A 22618-nucleotide genomic window follows, 5' to 3' on the forward strand; every position below is an offset into this window, starting at 1 on the left:
CATAGGAAAGGGCGGTCCCCCCAACGGGACCGCCCTTTCCTATGCCAGCCGGGTCCGGCTAGACGCCGCTTTCGGAGAGCGGGTGCCATTCGCCCGTCACGAGGTAGTTGACCTTGCGCGTGACGGACACGGCGTGGTCCGCAAAACGCTCGAAGTAGCGGCTCGCCAGGGTCAGGTCCACCGTGCTGACCGCGGGAACGTTCCACTCCGGGGAGGCAATGGACTTGAAGACCCCGGCGTGCAGCTCATTGATCCGGCTGTTGGCGTCGTAGATGTCCTTGCTCATCTCCAGGTTCCGGGTCTCCAGCAGCTCGGTCAGCTGTTCGGAGATGCGGAGGTCCAGGCGCGCCATTTCCCGGAATGTTTCAACCATGTTGTCCGGGACCACGTTGGCGGGGTACCGCAGCCGGGCAAGCTGGGCGATATGCCGGGCCAGGTCACCCATGCGTTCAAGGGAGGCGCTCATCCGCAGCGATCCCACGATCATCCGCAGGTCACTGGCGACGGGTCCCTGCAGGGCGAGGACATCGATGGCCCGCTCGTCCAGGTCATTCTGCAGGAAGTCGATCCTCGCGTCGGCCGCGATGACATCCTGCGCGAGGTCGATGTCGGCCCCTTCGAAGGCGAGGGTGGCTTTCCGCATCGCCTCCGTCACGAGCTGGGATATCTGGGTCAGTTCTTCACCGATTTGGTGAAGCTCGGCCTGGAAAACCTTGCGCACTTAAAGGGTCCTCTCGAAAAGCGGGTGGGTCAGCTGCTGTGCGGGGCGGTCCGGCCGGGCCGGAAGGGCCGACCGGCATTGGCCGCTCCTGCAGGATGCCAGCCGGAGATGAACCGGCCGGACCCCTTAGATGAACGTTAGTTTAACGAATGATGCAAAGCCACCGGCTTTTCCTTCAACGGGTTACGGTCCGGCCTAAGCTATGAGGGTGAATCCTGTACTGCTGGCCTTGCTTGCCGGCGTCCTCGGCCTGGCTGTCGGTGCCTTCGGTGTCCTCGCCTACGTGGCCAGCCAGCGCCAGCGGCGGGAGTTGGCTGAAATCTCCGAGCCCGCCGTCCCGGAAGGCGCGGCCGAAGTCCTGGGGGTCATCGGACGGGCCTACATTGTTGCCGATGCCATCGACGGCGTCGTCCGGGCCAGTCCCGGCGCGTACGCCTTCGGCCTGGTGCGCGGGCACACCATCGTCAACGACCGGCTGCTGGATATCTGTGCCCGGGTCCGGCGCGACGGCGTCATCGAAGAGGCCCGCATGGAGCTTCCCCGGGGACCGCTCGGTGAAGGCTCCCTCATCCTCCAGGTCAGGGTGGCGACCGTGGGTGAGGAGTACGTCCTGGTCCTGGCCGATGACCGCACGGAGATGACCCGCACGGAGGAAGTCCGCAATGACTTCGTGGCGAATGTTTCCCACGAACTCAAGACGCCGGTGGGCGCTATCTCGCTGCTTTCCGAAGCGCTGGCCGATGCCGCCGGAGACGAGGACGCCGTCCGCCGGTTCGCCGGACGCATGCACCGGGAATCCGTGCGCCTCAGCGCCCTGGTGCAGGACATTATTGAACTCTCCCGGCTGCAGGGCACCGATATCGTGGACCGTGCCAGGCAGGTGGACCTGGACAGGGTCCTCGAGGATGCGGTCGAGGCCAACCGGCTCAATGCCGAGAACAAGAACATTGAAGTGCTCCTGCGCGGAAGTTCCGACGCCGCGGTTTACGGAGACGCCGCCATGCTCACCACCGCTTTTCGTAACCTCATCGACAACGCCATCCGGTACTCACCCGAGGGCAGCAGGGTGGGGATCGGGCTGCAGTCCCGTAACGGCATGGCCCAGGTGGCCGTAACCGATCAGGGCCCCGGCATCGCCCCCGAGGAACAGGAACGGGTCTTTGAACGGTTTTACCGGATCGATTCCGCCCGTTCGCGGGACACCGGTGGAACCGGACTGGGACTGAGTATCGTCAAGCATGTGGTGGCCAACCACGGCGGGGAAGTGGACCTGTGGTCCCGTCCGGGGCATGGATCCACTTTCACCGTGCGGCTCCCGGAACTGGACCCTGCGGATATCCGCGAATCGAAGCAAGGAGTTACCGCTTGACCCGCATCCTGATAGTCGAGGACGAGGAGTCCTTCAGCGATCCCCTTTCCTATTTGCTGGGGAGGGAAGGGTTCGACGTTGCCGTAGTGGATAACGGTGCCGACGCCGTTGCCGCCTTTGAGCAGACCGGGGCTGACCTGATCCTGCTGGATCTGATGCTGCCGGGGATGTCGGGGACGGAAGTCTGCCGCCGGATCCGCCAGCGCTCGGACGTACCCGTCATCATGCTCACTGCCCGGGATGCGGAGATCGACAAGGTGGTGGGGCTCGAGATCGGTGCGGATGACTACGTCACCAAGCCGTACTCCGCGCGCGAACTGCTCGCCCGGGTCCGGGCGGTGCTGCGGCGCCGGGGCGAGGGCACGGATTTTGCCGGGGCGGCATTGGAAGCGGGGCCGGTGCGCATGGACGTTGACCGGCATGTGGTGCAGGTCAACGGCACCAGGGTCCCCTTCCCGCTGAAGGAGTTCGAGCTCCTGGAACTGCTGCTTCGGAACTCGGGCCGCGTCCTGACCCGCGGTCAGCTGATCGAACGGGTCTGGGGGGCGGACTACGTGGGGGATACCAAAACGCTGGATGTCCACGTCAAACGGCTACGGGCAAAAATCGAGGACAATTCCTCCGCGCCTCAGCATCTGGTGACCGTCCGCGGGCTGGGGTACAAGTTCGAGGCCTGACCGGAGCGCGGATGCAGAAGGGGGCCGGCGCCGCAGCGCCGACCCCCTTCGGGATCTTGAGGAAAGACCGGGCTGTCAGTGCCCCTCTGAGGCCCCGCCGGTCTCTTCAGCGGTGGCTGTTTCCGACGGCGGGGCGGTCGACCCTGCCGGCAGGTACGGCCGGTAGTCCGCCTGGTCGCCGTTGACCACGGGAATGTTCAGGGCGGTGGTCTCGCCGCTGACCTTCAGCTGGGCGTCGATGCCGGTGCCGGGTTCGTCTTCAACGGTGGAGACATTGACCTTGTCTTCGGACTCGTCTTCGAAGATCACCTTGTCACCGGCCGGAAGGCTCCAGGAGAGGGTGGAGCCGCCCACGGCAAGGGTGAATGCCTGGGTGTTGTCCGAGTCGTTGACTACTGTGCCGATCAGCCGGCCGGGCTCGCCGAATCCGTGGCTGACCACCAGGATGTTGCGCAGCTGGAGGTCTCCGACATCCTGCACGATCCCGTCGGAGGGGGAGTACTCACGGGTGGTTGCCTGCTCGTTCACAGCGCTGCAGCCAGCCGATCCCAGCATGGCCAGCGCGATGGCACCGGCCGCAGCGGTGCGCCCGACCCGGTTCTTGGGTGTGAATCTCACAGCACAAACTCCTGAAGTATTGCGGTCTAGCGACCTGAGGCTATCTTTGCTGCCTAGCCTATCGGCAAAACACCGAAAAACTGGTTTTAACGGCCGGTTCAGGCAGGGGTGGGAGGACGGTGCCGGGACGCTTCGAATACCTGCGGAAGGCGGCATACTACCTACACCAAGGCCCATGCAGTACCTGACCTGCGAAAACTCTACTCGGCGTGTCGCAACTCTGATAAACTGAGGGCCGGGAAAGGGGAAAGACCACATGGTTTTTGAGGTTGGCGAAACAGTTGTTTATCCTCACCACGGTGCCGCGAAGATCGAAGAGATCAAGATGCGGACCATCAAGGGCGAAGAGAAAATGTATCTCAAGCTTAAGGTGGCACAGGGTGATCTGACCATAGAAGTACCGGCTGAGAACGTCGACCTCGTAGGGGTGCGCGATGTAGTGGGCAAGGAAGGTCTGGAGCACGTCTTTGACGTCCTGCGGGCCGAGCTCACCGAAGAGCCCACGAACTGGTCGCGCCGGTACAAGGCAAACCTGGAAAAGCTCGCGTCAGGTGATGTCGTCAAGGTAGCCGAGGTCGTCCGCGACCTCTGGCGCCGTGACCACGACCGCGGGCTGTCCGCAGGCGAGAAGCGAATGCTCGCCAAGGCACGCCAGATCCTTATTTCGGAACTGGCGCTTGCTGAGAAGACGGATGAAGACCAGGCGGCAGCTGTCCTCGACGAGGTTCTCGCGAGCTAGGCAGCATTTTTTGGTTCCTTCGATTGCCGGTCCCTCGGGGCCGGCAATTGTTGTTTGTGCACCATCCGCGGGCATTAGGGTGGAGCTGTGTCTCCCTCTTCTTCCCGCCCGCCGCGGATCGGCGTCGTCGTAGTAGCCGGAGGATCCGGCCAGCGGCTCGGTTACGGCATGCCCAAGGCCCAGGTGCCGCTTGCGGGTGAACCGATGCTTCTCCACACCCTGCGTGCCGTCCAGGCGGCGGACATCGCTTCGGCCATCGTGGTTGCCGTGCCGGCCGGCGACACCCTCATGCGCGGCATCTGCGCGGAGTTCGGGGCGGCGGTCCGTGCGGTCGACGGCGGTGCCACCCGGCCCGAATCCGTCCGCGCCGCCCTCGCGGTTCTGCCGACGGACCTGGATGCCGTACTGGTCCACGATGCCGCCCGTGCGCTGACCCCGCCGGAGGTGTTCCACCGTGTGGCGGCCGCGCTGGCAGCCGGTGCCACGGCCGTCATCCCGGCCGTACCCGTGGTGGACACGGTCAAGGACACCGCCCCCGTGCCGCCGGCAGAGAGTGCCGCGGCCGAACGCCGCGTAACCGGCACCCCGGACCGTGCCCGGCTCCGCGCCGTCCAGACCCCGCAGGGCTTCGATGCTGCCCTGCTGCGCCGGGCCCACCAGGCCGCCCTGTCCTTTGACCCCGCCGCTGCGGCAGCCGTCACCGACGATGCCATGCTCGTGGAGTCGCTGGGGGCCGAGGTCTATGTGGTCGAGGGCTCACAGCTGTCCCTGAAGATAACTACTCCGCTGGACCTGGTGCTCGCCGAAGCGATCCTGGCCGGCGGACACCACCGCCAGGAGAACTGACATGGCCCTGCCACGCACCGGAATCGGCGTAGACGTCCACGCCTTCGCCCCCGAAGACACGCCCCGCCCACTGTGGGTCGCCGGCCTGCATTGGGACGGTGAACGCGGCCTGGCCGGCCATTCCGACGGCGATCCGGTGGCCCACGCCGCCGCGGACGCCCTGTTTTCGGCCGCAGGCCTCGGTGACCTGGGCACCCACTTCGGTACCGACCGGCCAGAATACGCCGGCGCCGCCGGTACCGTGCTGCTGCGGGAGGCTGCCCGCATCGTGCGGGCGGCGGGCTTCGAGATCGGTAACGTGGCGGTCCAGCTGATCGGCAACCGGCCCAAATTCAGTCCCCGCCGGGCGGAGGCTGAAGCCGTCCTGAGCGAAGCGGCCGGCGCGCCCGTCAGCGTCTCGGCGACCACCACCGACTCCCTGGGCTTCACCGGCCGCGGCGAGGGGATCGCCGCCGTGGCCACCGCCGTCGTCGCTGCCGCCGGCACCCCCGCTGACTGACCGGACGCGGTTTCGGCTAGCCTAGAGCAGTGAGCTTGAGATTCTATGACACGGCAACAGCGCAGGTCCGGGACTTCGTTCCCCTGGTGGAAGGCAAGGCCAGCCTCTACTACTGCGGTGCCACCGTGCAGGGGCTCCCGCACGTGGGGCACATCCGCTCCGCCATCGCCTTCGACCAGCTCACCCGCTGGCTGCGCTACCGCGGACTGCAGGTTACCGTGGTGCGCAATGTGACGGATATTGACGACAAGATCCTGGCCAAGGCAGCCGATTCCGTGGGCGCCGAGCCGGCACCCGGCGTCGTTCCGGACGAACCGTGGTGGGCACTGGCGTACCGCTTCGAGCAGGAATTCGCCAAGGCCTATGACACCCTCGGCGTCCAGCGGCCCACCTACGAACCGCGCGCCACGGGCCACATACCGGAGATGCACGCGCTTATTACAGCCCTGATCGAGCGCGGGCATGCCTACCCGGCCCTGGACCATTCCGGCGACGTGTACTTCGATGTCCGGTCCTGGCAGAAGTACGGTTCGCTGACCCGGCAGAACATCGACGACATGCAGGCAGCGCCCGACGCCGGCCCGCGCGGCAAACGCGATCCCCGGGACTTCGCGCTCTGGAAGGGTTCCAAGCCCGGCGAGCCGGAGACGGCGTCCTGGGACAGCCCCTGGGGCCGCGGCCGGCCAGGCTGGCACCTGGAGTGCTCGGCCATGGTCACCAAATACCTCGGCACCGAGTTCGACATCCACGGCGGCGGCCTGGACCTGCGCTTCCCGCACCACGAGAACGAGATGGCCCAGTCCCAGGCCGCCGGCCACGGGTTCGCTAACTTCTGGATGCACAACGGCATGGTCACCTTCGAGGGCGAGAAGATGTCCAAGTCCATCGGCAACACCATCAGCCCGACCGAAATGCTGGAACAGGCCAGCCCCCGCGTGGTCCGGTATTACCTGGGCCAGGCGCACTACCGCTCGGTGCTGGACTACCGCCCCACGTCCCTGCAGGAGGCCGCGTCCGCCGTCGAGCGGATTGACGGGTTCATTTCCAAAGCTGCAGCCAAGGCCGACGCCGGGCCGGCCTCGGTGCCGGAGGCTTTCGGGGCCGCCATGGATGATGACCTGAATGTTCCGCAGGCGCTGGCCGTGCTGCACGAAACCGTACGGGCAGGCAATACGGCACTGGCCGCCGGCGATCCGGAGACGGTGCGGCGCGCACTGGGTGAGGTACGGGCGATGACCGCCGTCCTGGGCCTGGATGACGCACGGGACGCCGCGGCACAGGCCGGCCCGGCGGACGCCGCACTGGACGCCCTGGTGCAGGACCGCCTGGCCGAGCGGAACGCTGCGCGGGCCGCCAAGGACTGGGCCCGCGCCGACGCGATCCGCGACGCGCTGGCCGCTTCCGGCATCACCGTGGAGGACGGCGCGGACGGCGTGAGCTGGAGCCTCGCCTGAGCTTGGCGGCCTTGTCAGCCAACCGGTCCGCGGACTGCGTAAACTGGAAGTGAATGCTTTCTTCTAGTAAAGGTGTAACCGATGGCCAACAATGGACGTCCCGGCGCAATGCGCAAAGCCAAGAAGGGCCCCAGCGGCGGTACCGGAGGGCTCGGCCGCAAGGCCCTCGAGGGCAAGGGCCCCACACCCAAGGCTGAAGAGCGCCCGTACCACAAGGCGTTTAAGAACAAGCAGCTCGCCGAGCGCTCCGCGGCCAAACGCGGCGACGCCAAGCGCGGCGATGCCCGGGCCGGCGGCCGCAGCGGCACCAACGTCCGCGGCAAGGTGGCCGAGGAAGTCGTCACCGGCCGTAACTCCGTCGTGGAGGCACTGCGCGCCGGCATCCCGGCCAAGGCACTGCACGTTGCCGTCCGCATCGACATGGATGACCGGGTCCGTGAATCGCTGAAGATTGCGGCCGAGCGTGGCCTGCCGGTGATGGAAACGCACAAGCCGGAACTGGACCGCATGACCAACGAGGCCGTGCACCAGGGCCTGGTCCTGCAGATCCCGCCGTACGAGTACGCCGATCCCACGGATCTGGCCTCCGAGACCCTTGAGGCCTGGAAAAAGGGCCACATCCGCAACGCGCCGCTCTTCGTCGCCCTCGACGGGATCACCGATCCGCGCAACCTCGGCGCCATTATCCGGTCCGCCTCGGCCTTCAGCGCACACGGCGTGATTGTGCCGGAACGCCGCGCCGTAGGCGTCACCGCTTCGGCCTGGAAGACCAGCGCCGGCGCTGCTGTGCGCGTCCCGGTCGCCCGGGCAGGCAACCTGAACAACACGCTGAAAACGTTCAAGAAGATGGGCATCTTTGTCCTCGGGCTGGACGGCGACGGCGATGTCTCGCTTCCCTCGATCGTGCTGGCCAAGGAACCGATCTGCATTGTGGTCGGCTCCGAGGGCAAGGGGCTGTCCCGCCTGGTCCGTGAGAACTGCGACCAGATTGTCTCCATCCCGATCGACTCGGCCATGGAGTCCCTGAACGCCTCCATGGCCGTGGGCATCACCCTGTACGAAATCTCCCGGCAGCGCTCCTCCTAGTCCGGACCGGGGCTCCCGGCAGCAAAGGGCGTACATGGCACACGTGATCACCGGAACCACCGCGGGCAGCACCTCGAAGCGGGACTCGCGGCCCCTGCCCCTGGGCGTCCGGCGCACCGTCCCCGGTGTGCCGGAGGTCCCGGATGCGGTCAACGTGTCCGTGTACGCCCCGGGGCTGCCCGGCGTGGACGTGTATTACGAAGCCGCACCCGGCAGCTGGTCCGTGGCTCCGCTCACGGACACCGTCCTGGGCATCCACCATGCCCGGGTGTACGGGCTGCGGCACGGGTGCCGCTACGGTTTCTGGCCGCGGGGCCGGGAGCTCTCCGCGGAGCCGGGCAGCTTCCAGCTGCTGTTGGACCCGTATGGGCGCGGCATCGAACAGGCTGATGGTCCGGACGGCAGCCCGGTCTATTTTTCCGTGTACACGGGCCGGGACTTTGACTGGGGCAACGTGCGCCGCCCGCACATCCCCTGGCGGGACACCGTCATTTACGAGGCCCATGTCCGGGGTCAGACCATGCTGCACCCCGGTATCCCCGAGGAACTGCGCGGAACCTATGCGGGGATGGGCCACCCGGCCATGGTCCAGTACCTGCTGGAGCTGGGGATCACCGCCGTCGAACTGCTGCCGGTGCACTTCCACGCCGACGAAGCGCACCTGCAGGAACTGGGGCTGGCAAACTACTGGGGCTACAACACCCTCGGGTTCTTCGCACCGCAGGACACCTACGCCACCCGCGCCTCCCGCGAAGCCGGAGCCCAGGCGGTGCAGGATGAACTCAAGGGGATGGTGAAGTCCCTTCACGCGGCCGGCATCGAAGTCCTGCTGGACGTGGTGTACAACCACACGGCCGAGGGCAAGTCCGACCAGCCCGCGCTGAGCTGGCGGGGCCTGGGGGATGAGACTTACTACCGCCACGGACCGGACGGCGCCTACGAAGACACCACCGGCTGCGGCAACAGTCTCGATTTCAGCGAACCCCGGGTCATCCAGCTGGCCCTGGACTCGCTGCGCTACTGGGTGCAGGAATACCAGGTGGACGGTTTCCGCTTCGATCTGGCTCCCACGCTCTGCCGTGATGCGGACGGGCGGTTCAACCCACGGCACCCCTTCCTCGTGGCCGTGGCAGCGGACGCGGTCCTCCAGGACGTGAAACTGATCGCTGAACCCTGGGATGTGGGACCGGACGGCTGGCAGACCGGCCGCTTCCCGCAGGGCTGGGCCGACTGGAACGACCACTTCCGGGACATTGTGCGGGACTTCTGGCTCCGCGGCCAGGCCGACGCCGCGGCAGGACGGGAGGGCGGGTCGCTGGCCCGGCTCGCCGGCGCCCTGGCCGGTTCCGCCGAACTGTTCGCCGGCTCCGGCCGGACACCGCTGGCTTCAATCAACTTCATCACTGCCCATGACGGCTTCACGCTCGCCGACCTGACGATGTTCGAACGCAAGCACAACGAGGCCAACGGTGAAGAAAACCGGGACGGCACCGGAGAGAACCGCAGCTACAACCACGGTGTGGAGGGTCCCACGGAGGACGGACGGGTCGGCGCTGCACGGGCCCTGACCGCACGGAACCTGATGGCCACCCTCACCATGTCGCTGGGCGTGCCGATGCTCACGGCCGGCGACGAGATAGGCCGCACCCAGCGCGGCAACAACAACGCGTACTGCCAGGACAGCGAACTCTCCTGGCTGCACTGGGACCTAGACGACGACGCCCGGCGGATGCTCTCCACCACACGCGAACTGCTGCGCCTGCGCCGCGAATACCTGGCCAGCCAGCCCTACCGCTTCCCGGCCGACCGCCGGCATTCCTTCCTCCTCTGGTTCGATCCGGACGGAAAGCCCATGACCCCCGAGCAGTGGAGCGACCCGGGCAACCGGCTCGTGCAGGTGCTGGTCGGTTCCGGCGACGGCTCCCTGAACGGGCTGATCGTCCTGAACGGAGGCCTGTCCGACGTCGAGATCCGGCTTCCCGACGCGGCGGCAGTCCGCAGTGCTGATTATGCTAACGAGTTCACCTCCGTGCCGGGTGCATCCTCGGGTTATGAACTCGTCTTCTCCACTGCTGAGGGCATGGAGGACCACCGGGGACTGCTGCGTGCTGCGGGGGACACCGCTACCGCTCCGGCCAACTCCATCAGCCTCTACCGCGCCTGAGCGGTAACGCCCCGGCGCGGCCCTCACGCGTTGGCGATGAGCCCCAACTCCGCCTTCGACGCCAGCCCCGGGTGGTTCGGCAGTACCCGGACGGTGTAGCCGAACGGTCCGGCCTGCTCGATGCGGATGGTTCCGCGGAACAGGTGCCGTCCGGACCCCAGGTCCTCCGCGGGTGTCAGCTCCTGGATGCGGGGCTCGCTGATCCGGTCATTCTCCGTCACCATGCCGTACGCAGCCTCCACGCTCACGTCACCTGGCCGCAGGGAACCGAGGGACACATAGGCCTGGACAGTGAGGGTGTCGCCGATCTGCGGGTTCTCGCTTACGCCCACGGAGTCCACGTTTTCCACCTGCACGGTGGACCAGCCGTCCCGCACCCGTGTGATCCACAGGGCGAGCTCCCTCGCGGCTGTGTACCCGTCCGCGGACATGGCCCGGCCGGAGGAGCTGGCGGGCCGGTACAGCCGGTTCACGTAATCCTTGAGCATCCGTGAGGCGGAGACGTTCGGCCCCAGATCCGCGAGGGTGTGCTTGACCATTTCCAGCCATTCGTGCGGCAGGGCATCCGCCGGCGGTGCGGACGGTCCGGCCGCCCCGGCATCGGCCGGTGGTTCGGTGCCGTAGAACAGCGGTGCAACCGCGTTCTCCAGCAGGTCATACAGCGCCGCTGCCTCAATGTCGTCCCGCTGGTCGGCGTTGTAGACCTCGCGCGTGCGGGTGCCCTTGCTCGGATTGGCGGAGGGAATGGCCCAGCCGTTGTTGCCGTCGTACATCTCATCCCACCACCCGTCGAGGATGGAGAGGTTGAGCCCGCCGTTAATGGCGGACTTCATGCCGGAGGTACCCGAGGCTTCCAGCGGACGCAGCGGATTGTTCAGCCACACGTCGCAGCCGGGGAACAGGGTGCGCGCCATCGCAATGTCGTAGTTGGGCAGGAACACGATGCGGTGGCGGACGGCCGGGTCATCCGTGAAGCGGACCAGGTCCTGGATCATCTTCTTGCCCTGCTCATCCGCGGGGTGCGACTTTCCAGCCACCACCACCTGGATGGGCCGGGTGGGATGCAGCAGCAGCGCCTTGAGCCGGTCCGGGTCGCGCAGCATCAGGGTCAGCCGCTTATAGGTGGGCACCCGGCGGGCAAACCCGATGGTCAGGACATCCGGATCCAGCACATTCTCGGTCCAGGCCAGCTCCGCATCAGAGGCGCCGCGCCGGCGCCAGGCACGCTTCACGCGGCGCCGGACGTCCTTCACCAGATTGCTGCGCAGCCTCCGCCGCAGGTCCCACAGATCCTTGTCGTCAATCTCATAGGCCCTGCCCCAGTCGCGGTCATGCACGGTGGCCAGACCGAACTTCTCGCTGGCAAGAGCAGTGACCTCCGGGTCGATCCACGTGGGGACATGGACACCGTTGGTCACCGAGGTAATGGGTACCTCGGACACATCGAAGCCCGGCCACAGGCCGGAGAACATTTCCCGGGAGACTTCGCCGTGCAGCTTGGCCACGCCGTTGGCCCGCTGGGCAAGCCGCAGTCCCATGACGGCCATATTGAACTTGTCCGGGTCGCCGCCTTCGTAGTTCTCCGCGCCGAGGGCCAGGATCTTGTCGGTGGGGACGGACTGGGCCAGGCCGGCAGTAAAGAAATGCCGGATCTGCGTCTGCTCGAAACGGTCAATACCGGCCGGTACCGGGGTGTGCGTCGTGAACACCGTCGAGGCGCGGGAAACAGTCAGCGCTTCCTCCCAGGTCATCCCCTGGTCCATCAGTTCACGGATCCGCTCCACGCCCAGGAACCCGGCGTGCCCTTCGTTGCTGTGGAAGACCTCCGCCGCGGGCGCCCCGGTCAGCCGCTGGTGGACCCGCAGCGCCTTGACGCCGCCCATGCCCAGCAGCAGTTCCTGCTGCAGCCGGTGGTCCCCTCCTCCGCCGTACAACCGGTCCGTGATGCCGCGGGCGGCGTCGTCGTTCCCCATCACGTCCGAATCCAGCAGGAGCAACGGGACGCGCCCGACGTCGGCGCGCCAGATGTGTGCCGAGAGCTGGCGGTTGTCCGGAAGCGGCAGAGTGATTTTCGCCGGTGTGCCGTCTTCCTCACGCAGCAGGGTCAGCGGCAGCCCGTTGGGGTCCAGCACGGGGTAGGTCTCCAGCTGCCAACCATCGCGGGACAGGGCCTGCTTGAAGTAGCCGGCCTTGTAGAGCAGTCCCACCGCCACGAGGGGAATGCCCAGATCGGAAGCCGCCTTGAGGTGGTCGCCGGCGAGGATGCCCAGACCGCCGGAGTACTGCGGCAGGACGGCGCTGATGCCGTACTCGGGGGAGAAGTAGGCAATCGCTGCCGGTGCGTCCTCTCCCTGGCGCTGGTACCAGCGGGGTTCGTTGAGGTACCGGTCCAGATCGGCACCCAGGTCGGAGATCACGGAGACCAGGTGCTCATCCTGGGCTATGCGCTCGAGCTTGTCCCGGCTCACGCTGCCCAGCAGCTTTACCGGGTCTCCACCGCTGGACCGCCAGGCTGCAGGGTCGAGGCTCTCGAACAACCTGAGGGTCGGCTGGTGCCAGGACCAGCGCAGATTGGCTGCCAGGCGTCCCAGAGGGGCGATGCTGGGCGGGAGGACAGTGCGGACGGTGAACCTGCGGATTGCCTTCACCCCGGTCACGCTAGCGCACTCAGGAGCGGCGTAAACCGAAATGGCAGACAAATATGCAGGTAATCGGCGAAGAGCTTGAAAACAGGGCCAAACGGTTGCGGACCTGCGCCGATACCGTAAAAGTACGTTGCCTTAGCATTCTGTCCGAATTCTCGATAACGTCTAGTCTGTGACCATATCCAGCGCGTTGACACCAGAAGACCTGCCCTCGAAGGATCTCCGGTTTGGCCGGATCCCGATCACCAATGTGTCCCCCGTCGTGGAGTACGGGCGATTCCCTGCAAAAGCCGTCCCCGGCGAAGACGTCGTAATCGGGGCCACGGTATTCCGTGAGGGGCATGACCTGGTCGGCGCCAGTGCCGTCCTCTACGACCCCGAAGGCAACGTTGTCACCCGCAGCCGGATGCATCCGGTGGGTATGGGGCTGGACCGCTGGGAGGGCATGCTGCGTCCCGAGGCCACGGGGAACTGGAGCTTCGCCGTGGAGGGATGGGCGGACGTTTATGCCACCTGGCACCACAACGCCGAAGTGAAGATTGCCGCCGGCGTCGACGTCGAGCTGATGCTCACCGAAGGCATCGAACTGTTCGCCGCTGCTGCTGCCGCGCGCACCGGTGCTGACGCCGACGTGTTCCGCGCCGCTGCGGCAGCCCTCGCAGACGCCGGGCTGTCCGTGGATGAGCGACTGGCCGCTGCCGGAACCGAGGCCATCACCGCGGTCCTGGACCGCGATCCCATCCGCGACCTGGTGACCAGCTCGGACCGCTTCCCCCTCCTCGTGGAGCGGGAGCTCGCAGGCCGCGGCGCCTGGTACGAATTCTTCCCCCGCTCCGAGGGCGCGGAATTCAATCCCGCCACGCGGGAATGGACCTCCGGAACGTTCCGCACTGCCGCCCGCAGCCTGCAGCGCGTTGCCGACATGAAATTCGACGTCATCTACCTTCCGCCGGTGCATCCGATCGGGACCACGCACCGTAAGGGCCCGAACAACACCCTGGTCGCCGGGCCGCAGGATCCCGGCTCGCCGTGGGCCATCGGCGCCCCCGAAGGCGGCCACGACGCGATCCACCCGGATCTGGGCACCTTCGAGGACTTTGACGCGTTCGTGGACACCGCCCGGGAGCTGGGGCTGGAGGTCGCCATCGACCTTGCCCTGCAGGCCTCCCCGGACCACCCGTGGGTAACGAGCCATCCGGAATGGTTCACCACCCGTGTGGACGGTTCGATTGCCTACGCGGAGAACCCCCCGAAGAAGTACCAGGACATCTATCCCCTGAACTTCGACAACGACTACGCGGGCCTGTCACAGGAGATCCTGCGGATTGTGCGGCTGTGGATCAGCCACGGCGTCCGGATCTTCCGGGTCGACAACCCGCACACCAAGCCGCTGCGGTTCTGGGAATGGCTGATCGGCACGGTCAACGAAGAGCACCCGGACGTGATCTTCCTCGCTGAGGCGTTCACCCGGCCGCCCATGATGCACGCGTTGGCCAAGGCGGGATTCCAGCAGTCCTACAGCTACTTCACCTGGCGGAACACCCGGGAGGAGATCGAGGAATACTTCACAGAGGTATCGGGGGAGTCTTCGGCCTTCTTCCGTCCGAACTTCTTTGTGAACACCCCGGACATCCTTACGGAGTTCCTGCAGTACGGCGGCCCCGGTGCCTTCAAGATCCGTTCCGTGCTGGCAGCGACCGGCAGCCCGCTGTGGGGCGTCTACGCCGGCTTCGAACTGTTCGAGCACGTCGCCCGCCCGGGCGCCGAAGAGTACATCGACAACGAGAAGTTCGAGTACAAGCAGCGGGACTTCGCCGCTGCGGAAGCCGAAGGCCGCAGCCTCGCTCCCTACATCACGCGGCTGAATGAAATCCGCCGCATGCACCCCGCCTTGGGGGACCTGGAAAACCTCACGGTGCACTCCAGCACCGATGGGTCAACCGTGGTCTACTCCAAGCACAAACAGACCCGCCCCGGCGATCCGTCCAGCAAGGACACACTCATTATTGTGGTTAACGTGGACCCCCACAGCGCCCGCGAATCCACTGTCACTCTCGACCTCGATGCGCTTCACCTCGCCCCGCAGGATTTGAACGAAGACGGCACCTTCTGGGTGGATGACCTGATCAGCGGCCAAAGCTGGCGCTGGGGAACCCACAACTACGTCCGCCTGGACGCCCACTTTGAACCCGCGCACATCCTGTCAGTTCGGAGGAACTCCTAGTGCCCAACCCGTTTCAACTGCACGCACCCGGCTTGACCAATGATCCGCATTGGTACCGCAAAGCCGTTTTCTATGAGGTACTCGTCCGCGGCTTCGCAGACGCCAACGGAGACGGATCGGGTGACTTCAGCGGCCTGATCGAGAAGCTGGACTACCTGCAGTGGCTGGGCATTGACTGCCTGTGGCTGCCGCCGTTCTTCAAGTCGCCCCTGCGCGACGGCGGCTATGACATCTCGGACTACTACGACGTCCTGGACGAATTCGGCACCATCAGCGACTTCAAGCGCTTGGTCGCCGAAGCACACGCCCGCGGACTGCGCGTCATTATCGACCTTCCCCTGAACCACACCTCGGACAAGCACCCGTGGTTCGAGGAATCCCGCAGCGACCCGGACGGCCCCTACGGCGACTTCTACGTCTGGTCGGACACCGACCAGAAGTACGAAGACGCACGGATCATCTTCGTGGACACTGAAGAATCCAACTGGTCCTTCGACCCCGTCCGCCGGCAGTTCTTCTGGCACCGGTTCTTCAGCCACCAGCCGGACCTCAACTTTGAGAACCCCAAGGTCGTCGAGGCGATCTTCGACGTCGTCCGCTTCTGGCTGGACCAGGGCATTGACGGCTTCCGGGCCGACGCCATTCCGTACCTCTTTGAAGAGGACGGCACCAACTGCGAGAACCTGCCCGCCACGCACCGGTTCCTCAAGGACCTGCGCACCATGGTCGACGAGAACTACCCGGGCCGCGTCATCGTCGCCGAGGCGAACCAGATGCCGCACGAAGTGGTCGAGTACTTCGGTGACGAGACCGGCGACGAATGCCACATGTGCTTCCACTTCCCGATCATGCCCCGGCTGTTCTACGCACTGCGGGACCAGAAGGCCGCACCGATCATCCAGACCATGGAAGAGACTCCGGAAATTCCGCCGGGCGCGCAGTGGGGAACCTTCCTGCGCAACCATGACGAGCTGACGCTGGAAATGGTCACCAACGAGGAACGCCAGGCCATGCTCGGCTGGTACGCCCCGGATTCGCGCATGCGCGCCAACGTCGGTATCCGCCGCCGGCTGGCTCCGCTGCTGGATAACTCCCGGTCCGAAATCGAACTGATCCACGCCATGCTGCTGGCCCTGCCGGGCAGCCCGTTCCTCTATTACGGGGACGAGCTGGGCATGGGTGACAACATCTGGCTGGAGGACCGGGATTCCTCCCGTACGCCCATGCAGTGGAACCCGGACCGCAACGCCGGGTTCTCCACCGCTGATCCGGGCAAGCTGTACCTGCCCGTGGTGCAGTCGCTGGTTTACCACTACAACCACGTCAACGTGGAAGCGCAGCTGGCCAGCTCCAGCTCGCTGCTGCACTGGATCCGGCAGATGATCATGGTCCGCCGTGCCCACCCGGCCTTCGGCCTGGGTTCCTACCGCAATGTGCCCACCGACGCCGAGGCCGCACTGGCCTTCGTGCGGGAACTGCCGGACAACAACCCGGAGGGTGAGGTGGGTGAGACGGTGCTGTGTATCTTCAACCTCTCGCAGCACCCGATCTCCGCGTCCATGAAACTGCCGGAGTTCGCTAACCGCGGGCTGCGGGACGCCTTCGGCGGCACGCTCTTCCCCACCATCGGAGAAGACGGCTCCCTGACGCTGACCCTGGGCAGCCACGACTTCTACTGGCTGCGCCTGCGGTCCGCGAAGTCGGATACCTCATCACCGCAGACCGAGGCCATCCCGATGATCCCGATCTCGGAAGCCGTGCGGAAATGAGCCAGCTGACTCCGTCGCTGCCGGACATCCTCACCGCCTGGCTTCCCGGCCAGCGCTGGTTCCCGGCGAAGGGCCGTGAAGTCGTGCTGGAAAGGGTCGGCGGGATCCGGCTCGAGGACCCGGCCGGCGAGGTTGGGCTGGAGGTCCACCTCATTGCCGTCGTCTCGGGGGAGCGCCGGGACGTCATCAGCGTTCCGGTCAGTTACCGCACCGAACCGGCACCCGAACTGGAGGCCGCTTTGCTGGGCCGCGCGCAGGACGGCGACCTGGGGGAGAGGTGGCTCTATGACGCCACCGCCGACCCGGTGTTCGTCACTGCCTGGCTGGAACTGATGCGGTCACAGGCTTCGTCCCTGGACGGGCATACGCACGGCTTCGCGCTGGACGGCTTCGCCGACTGGAAGCCGTTCCTCGCGCCGCTGCCCACCAAGGTACTCAAGGGTGAGCAGTCCAACACTTCAGTGATTGTGCAGGCACCGGAAGCACCGCTGATCGTGAAGTTCTACCGGGTGGTTGCCGCCGGCGAGAGCCCCGACGTCGAGGTCAGCGCACGGCTGACCGAAGTGGGGTCGGTTGACGTTCCCGCCACGTACGGCTGGGTCACCGGCAGCTGGACGGACCCCGCGTCCGGGGGGCAGCTGCTGACCGGACACCTGTCAGTGCTGCGCGAATTCTTCCCCGGCAGTGAAGACGCCTGGCGGACCGCGTCCGCGGCCGCACTGGAAGGCCGGGACTTCACGGCGGAGGCCGAGGAACTCGGTGCCGCCACCGGCCGCATCCACCAGCAGCTGGCGGCCGCGTTCGGCAGCAGGGCTCCCAGCCCGGCGGAACGCACCGAATTCCTGGACTCGCTCACCTCGAGGATCCGGTGGGCGTGGTCCGAAGCGCGGGACACCGTCGGCGGGTCCGACGACGCCGTGGAGTACCTGCTCGAGCAGGTCAACAACCTCCAGACCCTTCCCAACCTGCAGCGCATCCATGCCGACTACCACCTCGGCCAGGTGCTGCGCGTACCGGACCGGGGCTGGATCGTCCTCGACTTCGAGGGTGAGCCGCTGCGCCCCGCCGCGGAACGAAGCGTTCCGGATGCGCCGCTGCGCGACGTCGTCGGCATGCTCCGCTCAATCGACTACGCCGCCGGCGTCGCGCTGATCGACGGCGCCGACGCTGCGGAGGACTCAGAGGACGACTCGGAGGAGGCACGCGGGCAGCGGAACGAAGCGGCCTACAAGTGGGCCGCGTCCGCTGCGGACGCCTTTCTCCGTGGCTACGAAAAGGAAACCGGTACTGCGATTAACCGCAGCGACCCCCTGTTCCTGGCCCTGTGGCTGGACAAGGCGCTGTATGAAGTTGTCTACGAGATTCGAAACCGTCCGCGCTGGATCAGCGTGCCAGCTGCTGCCGCCCGCCACATCCTGGCCAAGGCAGAGCAGGCACGCCGCGCGGACGACAGCCAGGAAGAGAGCACAGTGAATAAGCACCGCAAGTCGCCGGCAGTATCCGCCGCCGCAGAGCCCAAGGTGCCCGTCGAACGCGTCTCCACCGATCCGGTCCCGGTTCCCCAGGATGTGCTGCAGGCCGTGTCGGAAGGCACGTACTACCAGCCCCACTCCGTCCTCGGCGCCCACCTGGATGATGCCGGAACGGTCACCATCCGCACGCTGCGCCCGCTGGCACGCGAAGTTGTGGCAGTAACGCCCGCAGGCCGGGTGCCGCTGCGGCACGAGTACAACGGCATCTGGGTGGGCACCCTGCCGGCCCAGACCCCCGGCGCGGTTCCGGATTACCGGGTGGAGGTAACCTACGACGGCGGGGAGCCCCAGCTGTTCGATGATCCGTACCGGTTCCTGCCCTCACTGGGCGAGATCGATCTGTACCTGATCGGTGAAGGCAGGCACGAAAACCTGTGGACCGTCCTCGGCGCCAATCTGCACCACTACGACTCGGTGCTGGGGAACATCTCCGGCGTCAGCTTTGCCGTGTGGGCCCCCAACGCCCAGGCCGTCCGCGTGATGGGTGACTTCAACGCCTGGAACGGCACCATCAACGCGATGCGTTCCCTCGGCGGGTCAGGCGTCTGGGAACTGTTCATTCCCGGCGTGGAGCCCGGTGCCCGCTACAAGTTCGAAATCCTCGGCAGCGACGGCGTGTGGCGCGAGAAGGCCGACCCCATGGCCAAGGGCACCGAGGTGCCCCCGCTGACCGGCTCACGCGTGGTCGAGTCGACCTACGAATTCGGCGACAGCGAGTGGATGGAAGCCCGGGCCGCCCGGGATCCGCACAACGCTCCGATGAGCGTGTACGAGGTACACCTGGGTTCCTGGCGGCTGGGACTGAACTACCGCGAGATGGCTGACCAGCTGGCCGAGTACGTCCAGTGGCAGGGATTCACCCACGTGGAACTGATGCCCGTGGCCGAGCATCCCTTCGGCGGGTCCTGGGGCTATCAGGTCACCTCCTACTTCGCGCCCACCGCCCGGTTCGGACATCCGGACGAATTCCGTTACCTCGTGGACCGGCTGCACCAGGCCGGCATCGGCGTGATTCTGGACTGGGTTCCGGCCCACTTCCCCAAGGACCCCTGGGCCCTGGCGGAGTTCGACGGCCAGACGCTCTACGAGCACGGCGACCCGCTCCGCGGAGAGCAGCTTGACTGGGGAACGCTGGTCTTCGATTTTGGCCGCCGTGAAGTACGCAACTTCCTCGTCGCCAACGCCGTCTACTGGCTGGAGGAGTTCCACGTTGACGGGCTCCGGGTGGACGCCGTGGCGTCCATGCTTTACCTCGACTACTCGCGGCCCGAAGGCCAGTGGCGCCCCAATATCTACGGGGGCCGCGAAAACCTGGAAGCCATCTCCTTCCTGCAGGAAGTCAACGCGACCGCCTACAAGCGGGTCCCCGGCATCGTGATGATCGCCGAGGAATCCACCGCTTTCCCGGGCGTCACGCGTCCGACCAGCTCGGGTGGGCTGGGGTTCGGGCTCAAATGGAACATGGGCTGGATGCACGACACCCTCCAGTACATGTCCGAAGACCCGATCAACCGCGTCTACCACCACGCCCAGCTGACCTTCTCCCTGGTCTACGCGTACACGGAGAACTTCCTGCTGCCCATCAGCCACGACGAAGTAGTGCACGGCAAGGGCTCCCTGCTGCGCAAGATGCCGGGCGACCGGTGGCAGCAGCTGGCGAACCTGCGTGCCTACCTTGCGTTCCAGTGGGCGCACCCGGGCAAGCAGCTGATCTTCATGGGCACCGAGTTCGGCCAGGAAGCGGAATGGTCCGAGCAGTACGGACTGGACTGGTACCTGACGGACACCCCGCAGCATAAGGGTGTCCAGCTGATGGTGAAGCAGCTCAACGAGATCTACCGCAGCACTCCGGCACTGTCCGCCCGGGACAACGAGCCGGCGGGCTTCCAGTGGATCAATGAGAACGACGGCGCCCGCAACATCCTCTCGTTCATCCGGTGGGACCACCAGGGCAACCCGGTCGTGTGTGTCGCAAACTTCGCGGGAGCGCCGCACCAGGACTTCCGGCTCGGAATGCCGTGGGCCGGTGAATGGGTGGAAGCCCTGAACACCGATGCTGCCGAGTTCGGCGGTTCCGGGGTAGGGAACCTGGGTGGAGTGCAGGCGGTCGAAGGTGCCTGCAACGGCCAGCCGGCGTCTGCAACCCTCACCGTTCCTCCGCTTGGCGTGCTGTACCTGGTCCCCAAGCCGTAACGTGTCCGGCCCGGGCTCCTTGGAGCCCGGGCCGCGCAGGGTGCACACCTCCGGCAAAACCGTGCTAGAGTTAATACCCGCGCTGATCGAGGGAATCGAGCTTCTGGACATTGGACCAGGAGACCGGATCCCCGGGTTTCAACCTTCAGCCGTGAGTCCGGGAACCACGTTCCCGCCGGTCCGCCGGAAGGGCAAACGGCCAAATTGACACCCACCGGCCAGCGTGGCTAAGATAGAAAAGTTGCTCCGGAGCGACGCAGAGCTTGATCCCCTGAGGATCGCCTGCTGGTGCCGGAAGCAGTCTGTTGTTTGAGAACTCAATAGTGTGCCAAGTTTATTGATACCAATTTATTTATATTGATTGGTTGAACAGGCCGTTTCCGCCCACCCCGTGGGTATGGGACGGTTTTTTTAGCCGGTTTCGAATTTAGTGCAGGACGGACGACCAATTTTCCTTGGTCCCCGGCCTGTGTCTGTAACACATTTACGGAGAGTTTGATCCTGGCTCAGGATGAACGCTGGCGGCGTGCTTAACACATGCAAGTCGAACGATGACTTCTGTGCTTGCACAGAATGATTAGTGGCGAACGGGTGAGTAACACGTGAGTAACCTGCCCCTGACTTCGGGATAAGCCTGGGAAACCGGGTCTAATACCGGATACAACGGACCACCGCATGGCGGTCCGTGGAAAGCTTTATGCGGTTTTGGATGGACTCGCGGCCTATCAGCTTGTTGGTTGGGGTAATGGCCCACCAAGGCGACGACGGGTAGCCGGCCTGAGAGGGTGACCGGCCACACTGGGACTGAGACACGGCCCAGACTCCTACGGGAGGCAGCAGTGGGGAATATTGCACAATGGGCGGAAGCCTGATGCAGCGACGCCGCGTGAGGGACGAATGCCTTCGGGTTGTAAACCTCTTTCAGCAGGGAAGAAGCGAAAGTGACGGTACCTGCAGAAGAAGCGCCGGCTAACTACGTGCCAGCAGCCGCGGTAATACGTAGGGCGCAAGCGTTATCCGGAATTATTGGGCGTAAAGAGCTCGTAGGCGGTTTGTCGCGTCTGCTGTGAAAGCCCGGGGCTCAACCCCGGGTCTGCAGTGGGTACGGGCAGACTAGAGTGATGTAGGGGAGACTGGAATTCCTGGTGTAGCGGTGAAATGCGCAGATATCAGGAGGAACACCGATGGCGAAGGCAGGTCTCTGGGCATTAACTGACGCTGAGGAGCGAAAGCATGGGGAGCGAACAGGATTAGATACCCTGGTAGTCCATGCCGTAAACGTTGGGCACTAGGTGTGGGGGACATTCCACGTTTTCCGCGCCGTAGCTAACGCATTAAGTGCCCCGCCTGGGGAGTACGGCCGCAAGGCTAAAACTCAAAGGAATTGACGGGGGCCCGCACAAGCGGCGGAGCATGCGGATTAATTCGATGCAACGCGAAGAACCTTACCAAGGCTTGACATGAACCGGAAAGGCCTGGAAACAGGTCCCCCACTTGTGGCCGGTTTACAGGTGGTGCATGGTTGTCGTCAGCTCGTGTCGTGAGATGTTGGGTTAAGTCCCGCAACGAGCGCAACCCTCGTTCTATGTTGCCAGCGCGTTATGGCGGGGACTCATAGGAGACTGCCGGGGTCAACTCGGAGGAAGGTGGGGACGACGTCAAATCATCATGCCCCTTATGTCTTGGGCTTCACGCATGCTACAATGGCCGGTACAAAGGGTTGCGATACTGTGAGGTGGAGCTAATCCCAAAAAGCCGGTCTCAGTTCGGATTGAGGTCTGCAACTCGACCTCATGAAGTTGGAGTCGCTAGTAATCGCAGATCAGCAACGCTGCGGTGAATACGTTCCCGGGCCTTGTACACACCGCCCGTCAAGTCACGAAAGTTGGTAACACCCGAAGCCGGTGGCCTAACCCCTTGGGGAGGGAGCCGTCGAAGGTGGGACCGGCGATTGGGACTAAGTCGTAACAAGGTAGCCGTACCGGAAGGTGCGGCTGGATCACCTCCTTTCTAAGGAGCACCTCAGGGTGGCATTGCCTTCCACAGTGTGGGTGGTGTGCCCTGCAGGAGATGCCCATATCG

Annotated in this window: 14 protein-coding genes and 1 rRNA gene; 12 read left to right on the plus strand and 3 right to left on the minus strand. The window is 65.4% G+C overall.

Annotation, left to right across the window (positions count from 1 at the left end; all coding sequences use genetic code 11):
- Positions 1 to 58: 58 nt before the first annotated feature.
- Complete coding sequence (gene phoU, locus QNO10_RS02220) at positions 59 to 721, minus strand: phosphate signaling complex protein PhoU (protein WP_229950887.1); 663 nt, start codon at positions 719 to 721, stop codon at positions 59 to 61.
- 208 nt (positions 722 to 929) lie between these two features.
- Between phoU and QNO10_RS02225 the strand changes: the two genes are divergently transcribed.
- Both QNO10_RS02225 and QNO10_RS02230 read left to right on the plus strand, forming a co-directional pair.
- Positions 930 to 2090 (plus strand): sensor histidine kinase, encoded by a 1161-nt coding sequence (locus QNO10_RS02225; RefSeq protein WP_229950885.1) that lies wholly within the window; start codon positions 930 to 932, stop codon positions 2088 to 2090.
- Positions 2087 to 2767, plus strand: coding sequence for a response regulator (locus tag QNO10_RS02230; protein WP_229950883.1), 681 nt, complete (start codon positions 2087 to 2089; stop codon positions 2765 to 2767). The genes QNO10_RS02225 and QNO10_RS02230 overlap by 4 nt, the downstream gene beginning before the upstream one ends.
- A gap of 75 nt (positions 2768 to 2842) precedes the next feature.
- Here the strand turns inward: QNO10_RS02230 and QNO10_RS02235 are convergent, their stop codons facing one another.
- On the minus strand, positions 2843 to 3385 hold the full coding sequence (locus tag QNO10_RS02235; RefSeq protein ID WP_229950880.1) for a hypothetical protein: 543 nt from the start codon (positions 3383 to 3385) through the stop codon (positions 2843 to 2845).
- 256 nt (positions 3386 to 3641) lie between these two features.
- Here QNO10_RS02235 and QNO10_RS02240 point away from each other — a divergent pair, with 256 nt between their 5' ends.
- The 6 genes from QNO10_RS02240 to glgX all read left to right on the plus strand — a co-directional run bounded on the left by QNO10_RS02240 (position 3642) and on the right by glgX (position 10173).
- A complete protein-coding gene (locus QNO10_RS02240; RefSeq protein WP_066300159.1) occupies positions 3642 to 4124 on the plus strand; it encodes a CarD family transcriptional regulator in 483 nt (160 codons plus the stop codon).
- A gap of 87 nt (positions 4125 to 4211) precedes the next feature.
- Positions 4212 to 4970: a 2-C-methyl-D-erythritol 4-phosphate cytidylyltransferase gene (gene ispD, locus QNO10_RS02245; RefSeq protein WP_229950878.1), complete on the plus strand. Its 759-nt coding sequence runs from the start codon at positions 4212 to 4214 to the stop codon at positions 4968 to 4970.
- A 1-nt stretch (position 4971) separates the two neighbouring features.
- Positions 4972 to 5469 (plus strand): 2-C-methyl-D-erythritol 2,4-cyclodiphosphate synthase, encoded by a 498-nt coding sequence (gene ispF, locus QNO10_RS02250; protein WP_229950875.1) that lies wholly within the window; start codon positions 4972 to 4974, stop codon positions 5467 to 5469.
- Between the two features lie 29 nt (positions 5470 to 5498).
- Complete coding sequence (cysS, locus tag QNO10_RS02255; protein WP_229950873.1) at positions 5499 to 6923, plus strand: cysteine--tRNA ligase; 1425 nt, start codon at positions 5499 to 5501, stop codon at positions 6921 to 6923.
- A gap of 81 nt (positions 6924 to 7004) precedes the next feature.
- On the plus strand, positions 7005 to 8009 hold the full coding sequence (rlmB, locus tag QNO10_RS02260) for a 23S rRNA (guanosine(2251)-2'-O)-methyltransferase RlmB (protein WP_229950871.1): 1005 nt from the start codon (positions 7005 to 7007) through the stop codon (positions 8007 to 8009).
- Between the two features lie 34 nt (positions 8010 to 8043).
- Positions 8044 to 10173, plus strand: coding sequence for a glycogen debranching protein GlgX (gene glgX / locus QNO10_RS02265; RefSeq protein WP_229950869.1), 2130 nt, complete (start codon positions 8044 to 8046; stop codon positions 10171 to 10173).
- Positions 10174 to 10196: 23 nt separating this feature from the next.
- Here glgX and glgP read toward each other — a convergent pair whose 3' ends face one another.
- Positions 10197 to 12821 (minus strand): alpha-glucan family phosphorylase, encoded by a 2625-nt coding sequence (gene glgP, locus QNO10_RS02270; protein WP_229950867.1) that lies wholly within the window; start codon positions 12819 to 12821, stop codon positions 10197 to 10199.
- Positions 12822 to 12990: 169 nt separating this feature from the next.
- Here glgP and QNO10_RS02275 point away from each other — a divergent pair, with 169 nt between their 5' ends.
- The 4 genes from QNO10_RS02275 to QNO10_RS02290 all read left to right on the plus strand — a co-directional run bounded on the left by QNO10_RS02275 (position 12991) and on the right by QNO10_RS02290 (position 22546).
- Positions 12991 to 15042, plus strand: coding sequence for an alpha-1,4-glucan--maltose-1-phosphate maltosyltransferase (locus QNO10_RS02275; RefSeq protein ID WP_229950864.1), 2052 nt, complete (start codon positions 12991 to 12993; stop codon positions 15040 to 15042).
- Positions 15042 to 16811 carry a maltose alpha-D-glucosyltransferase gene (gene treS, locus QNO10_RS02280; protein ID WP_229950862.1) on the plus strand — a complete coding sequence of 590 codons (1770 nt, stop codon included), beginning with the start codon at positions 15042 to 15044 and terminating at the stop codon, positions 16809 to 16811. Before QNO10_RS02275 ends, treS begins: the two co-directional genes overlap by 1 nt.
- Positions 16808 to 20536 (plus strand): 1,4-alpha-glucan branching protein GlgB, encoded by a 3729-nt coding sequence (gene glgB, locus QNO10_RS02285; RefSeq protein ID WP_229950860.1) that lies wholly within the window; start codon positions 16808 to 16810, stop codon positions 20534 to 20536. Before treS ends, glgB begins: the two co-directional genes overlap by 4 nt.
- Positions 20537 to 21019: 483 nt before the next feature.
- Positions 21020 to 22546, plus strand: a 16S ribosomal RNA gene (locus QNO10_RS02290).
- The last annotated feature ends 72 nt before the right edge of the window (positions 22547 to 22618 follow it).

The sequence above is a fragment of the Arthrobacter sp. zg-Y919 genome, assembly GCF_030142045.1.
Lineage (GTDB): Bacteria > Actinomycetota > Actinomycetes > Actinomycetales > Micrococcaceae > Arthrobacter_B.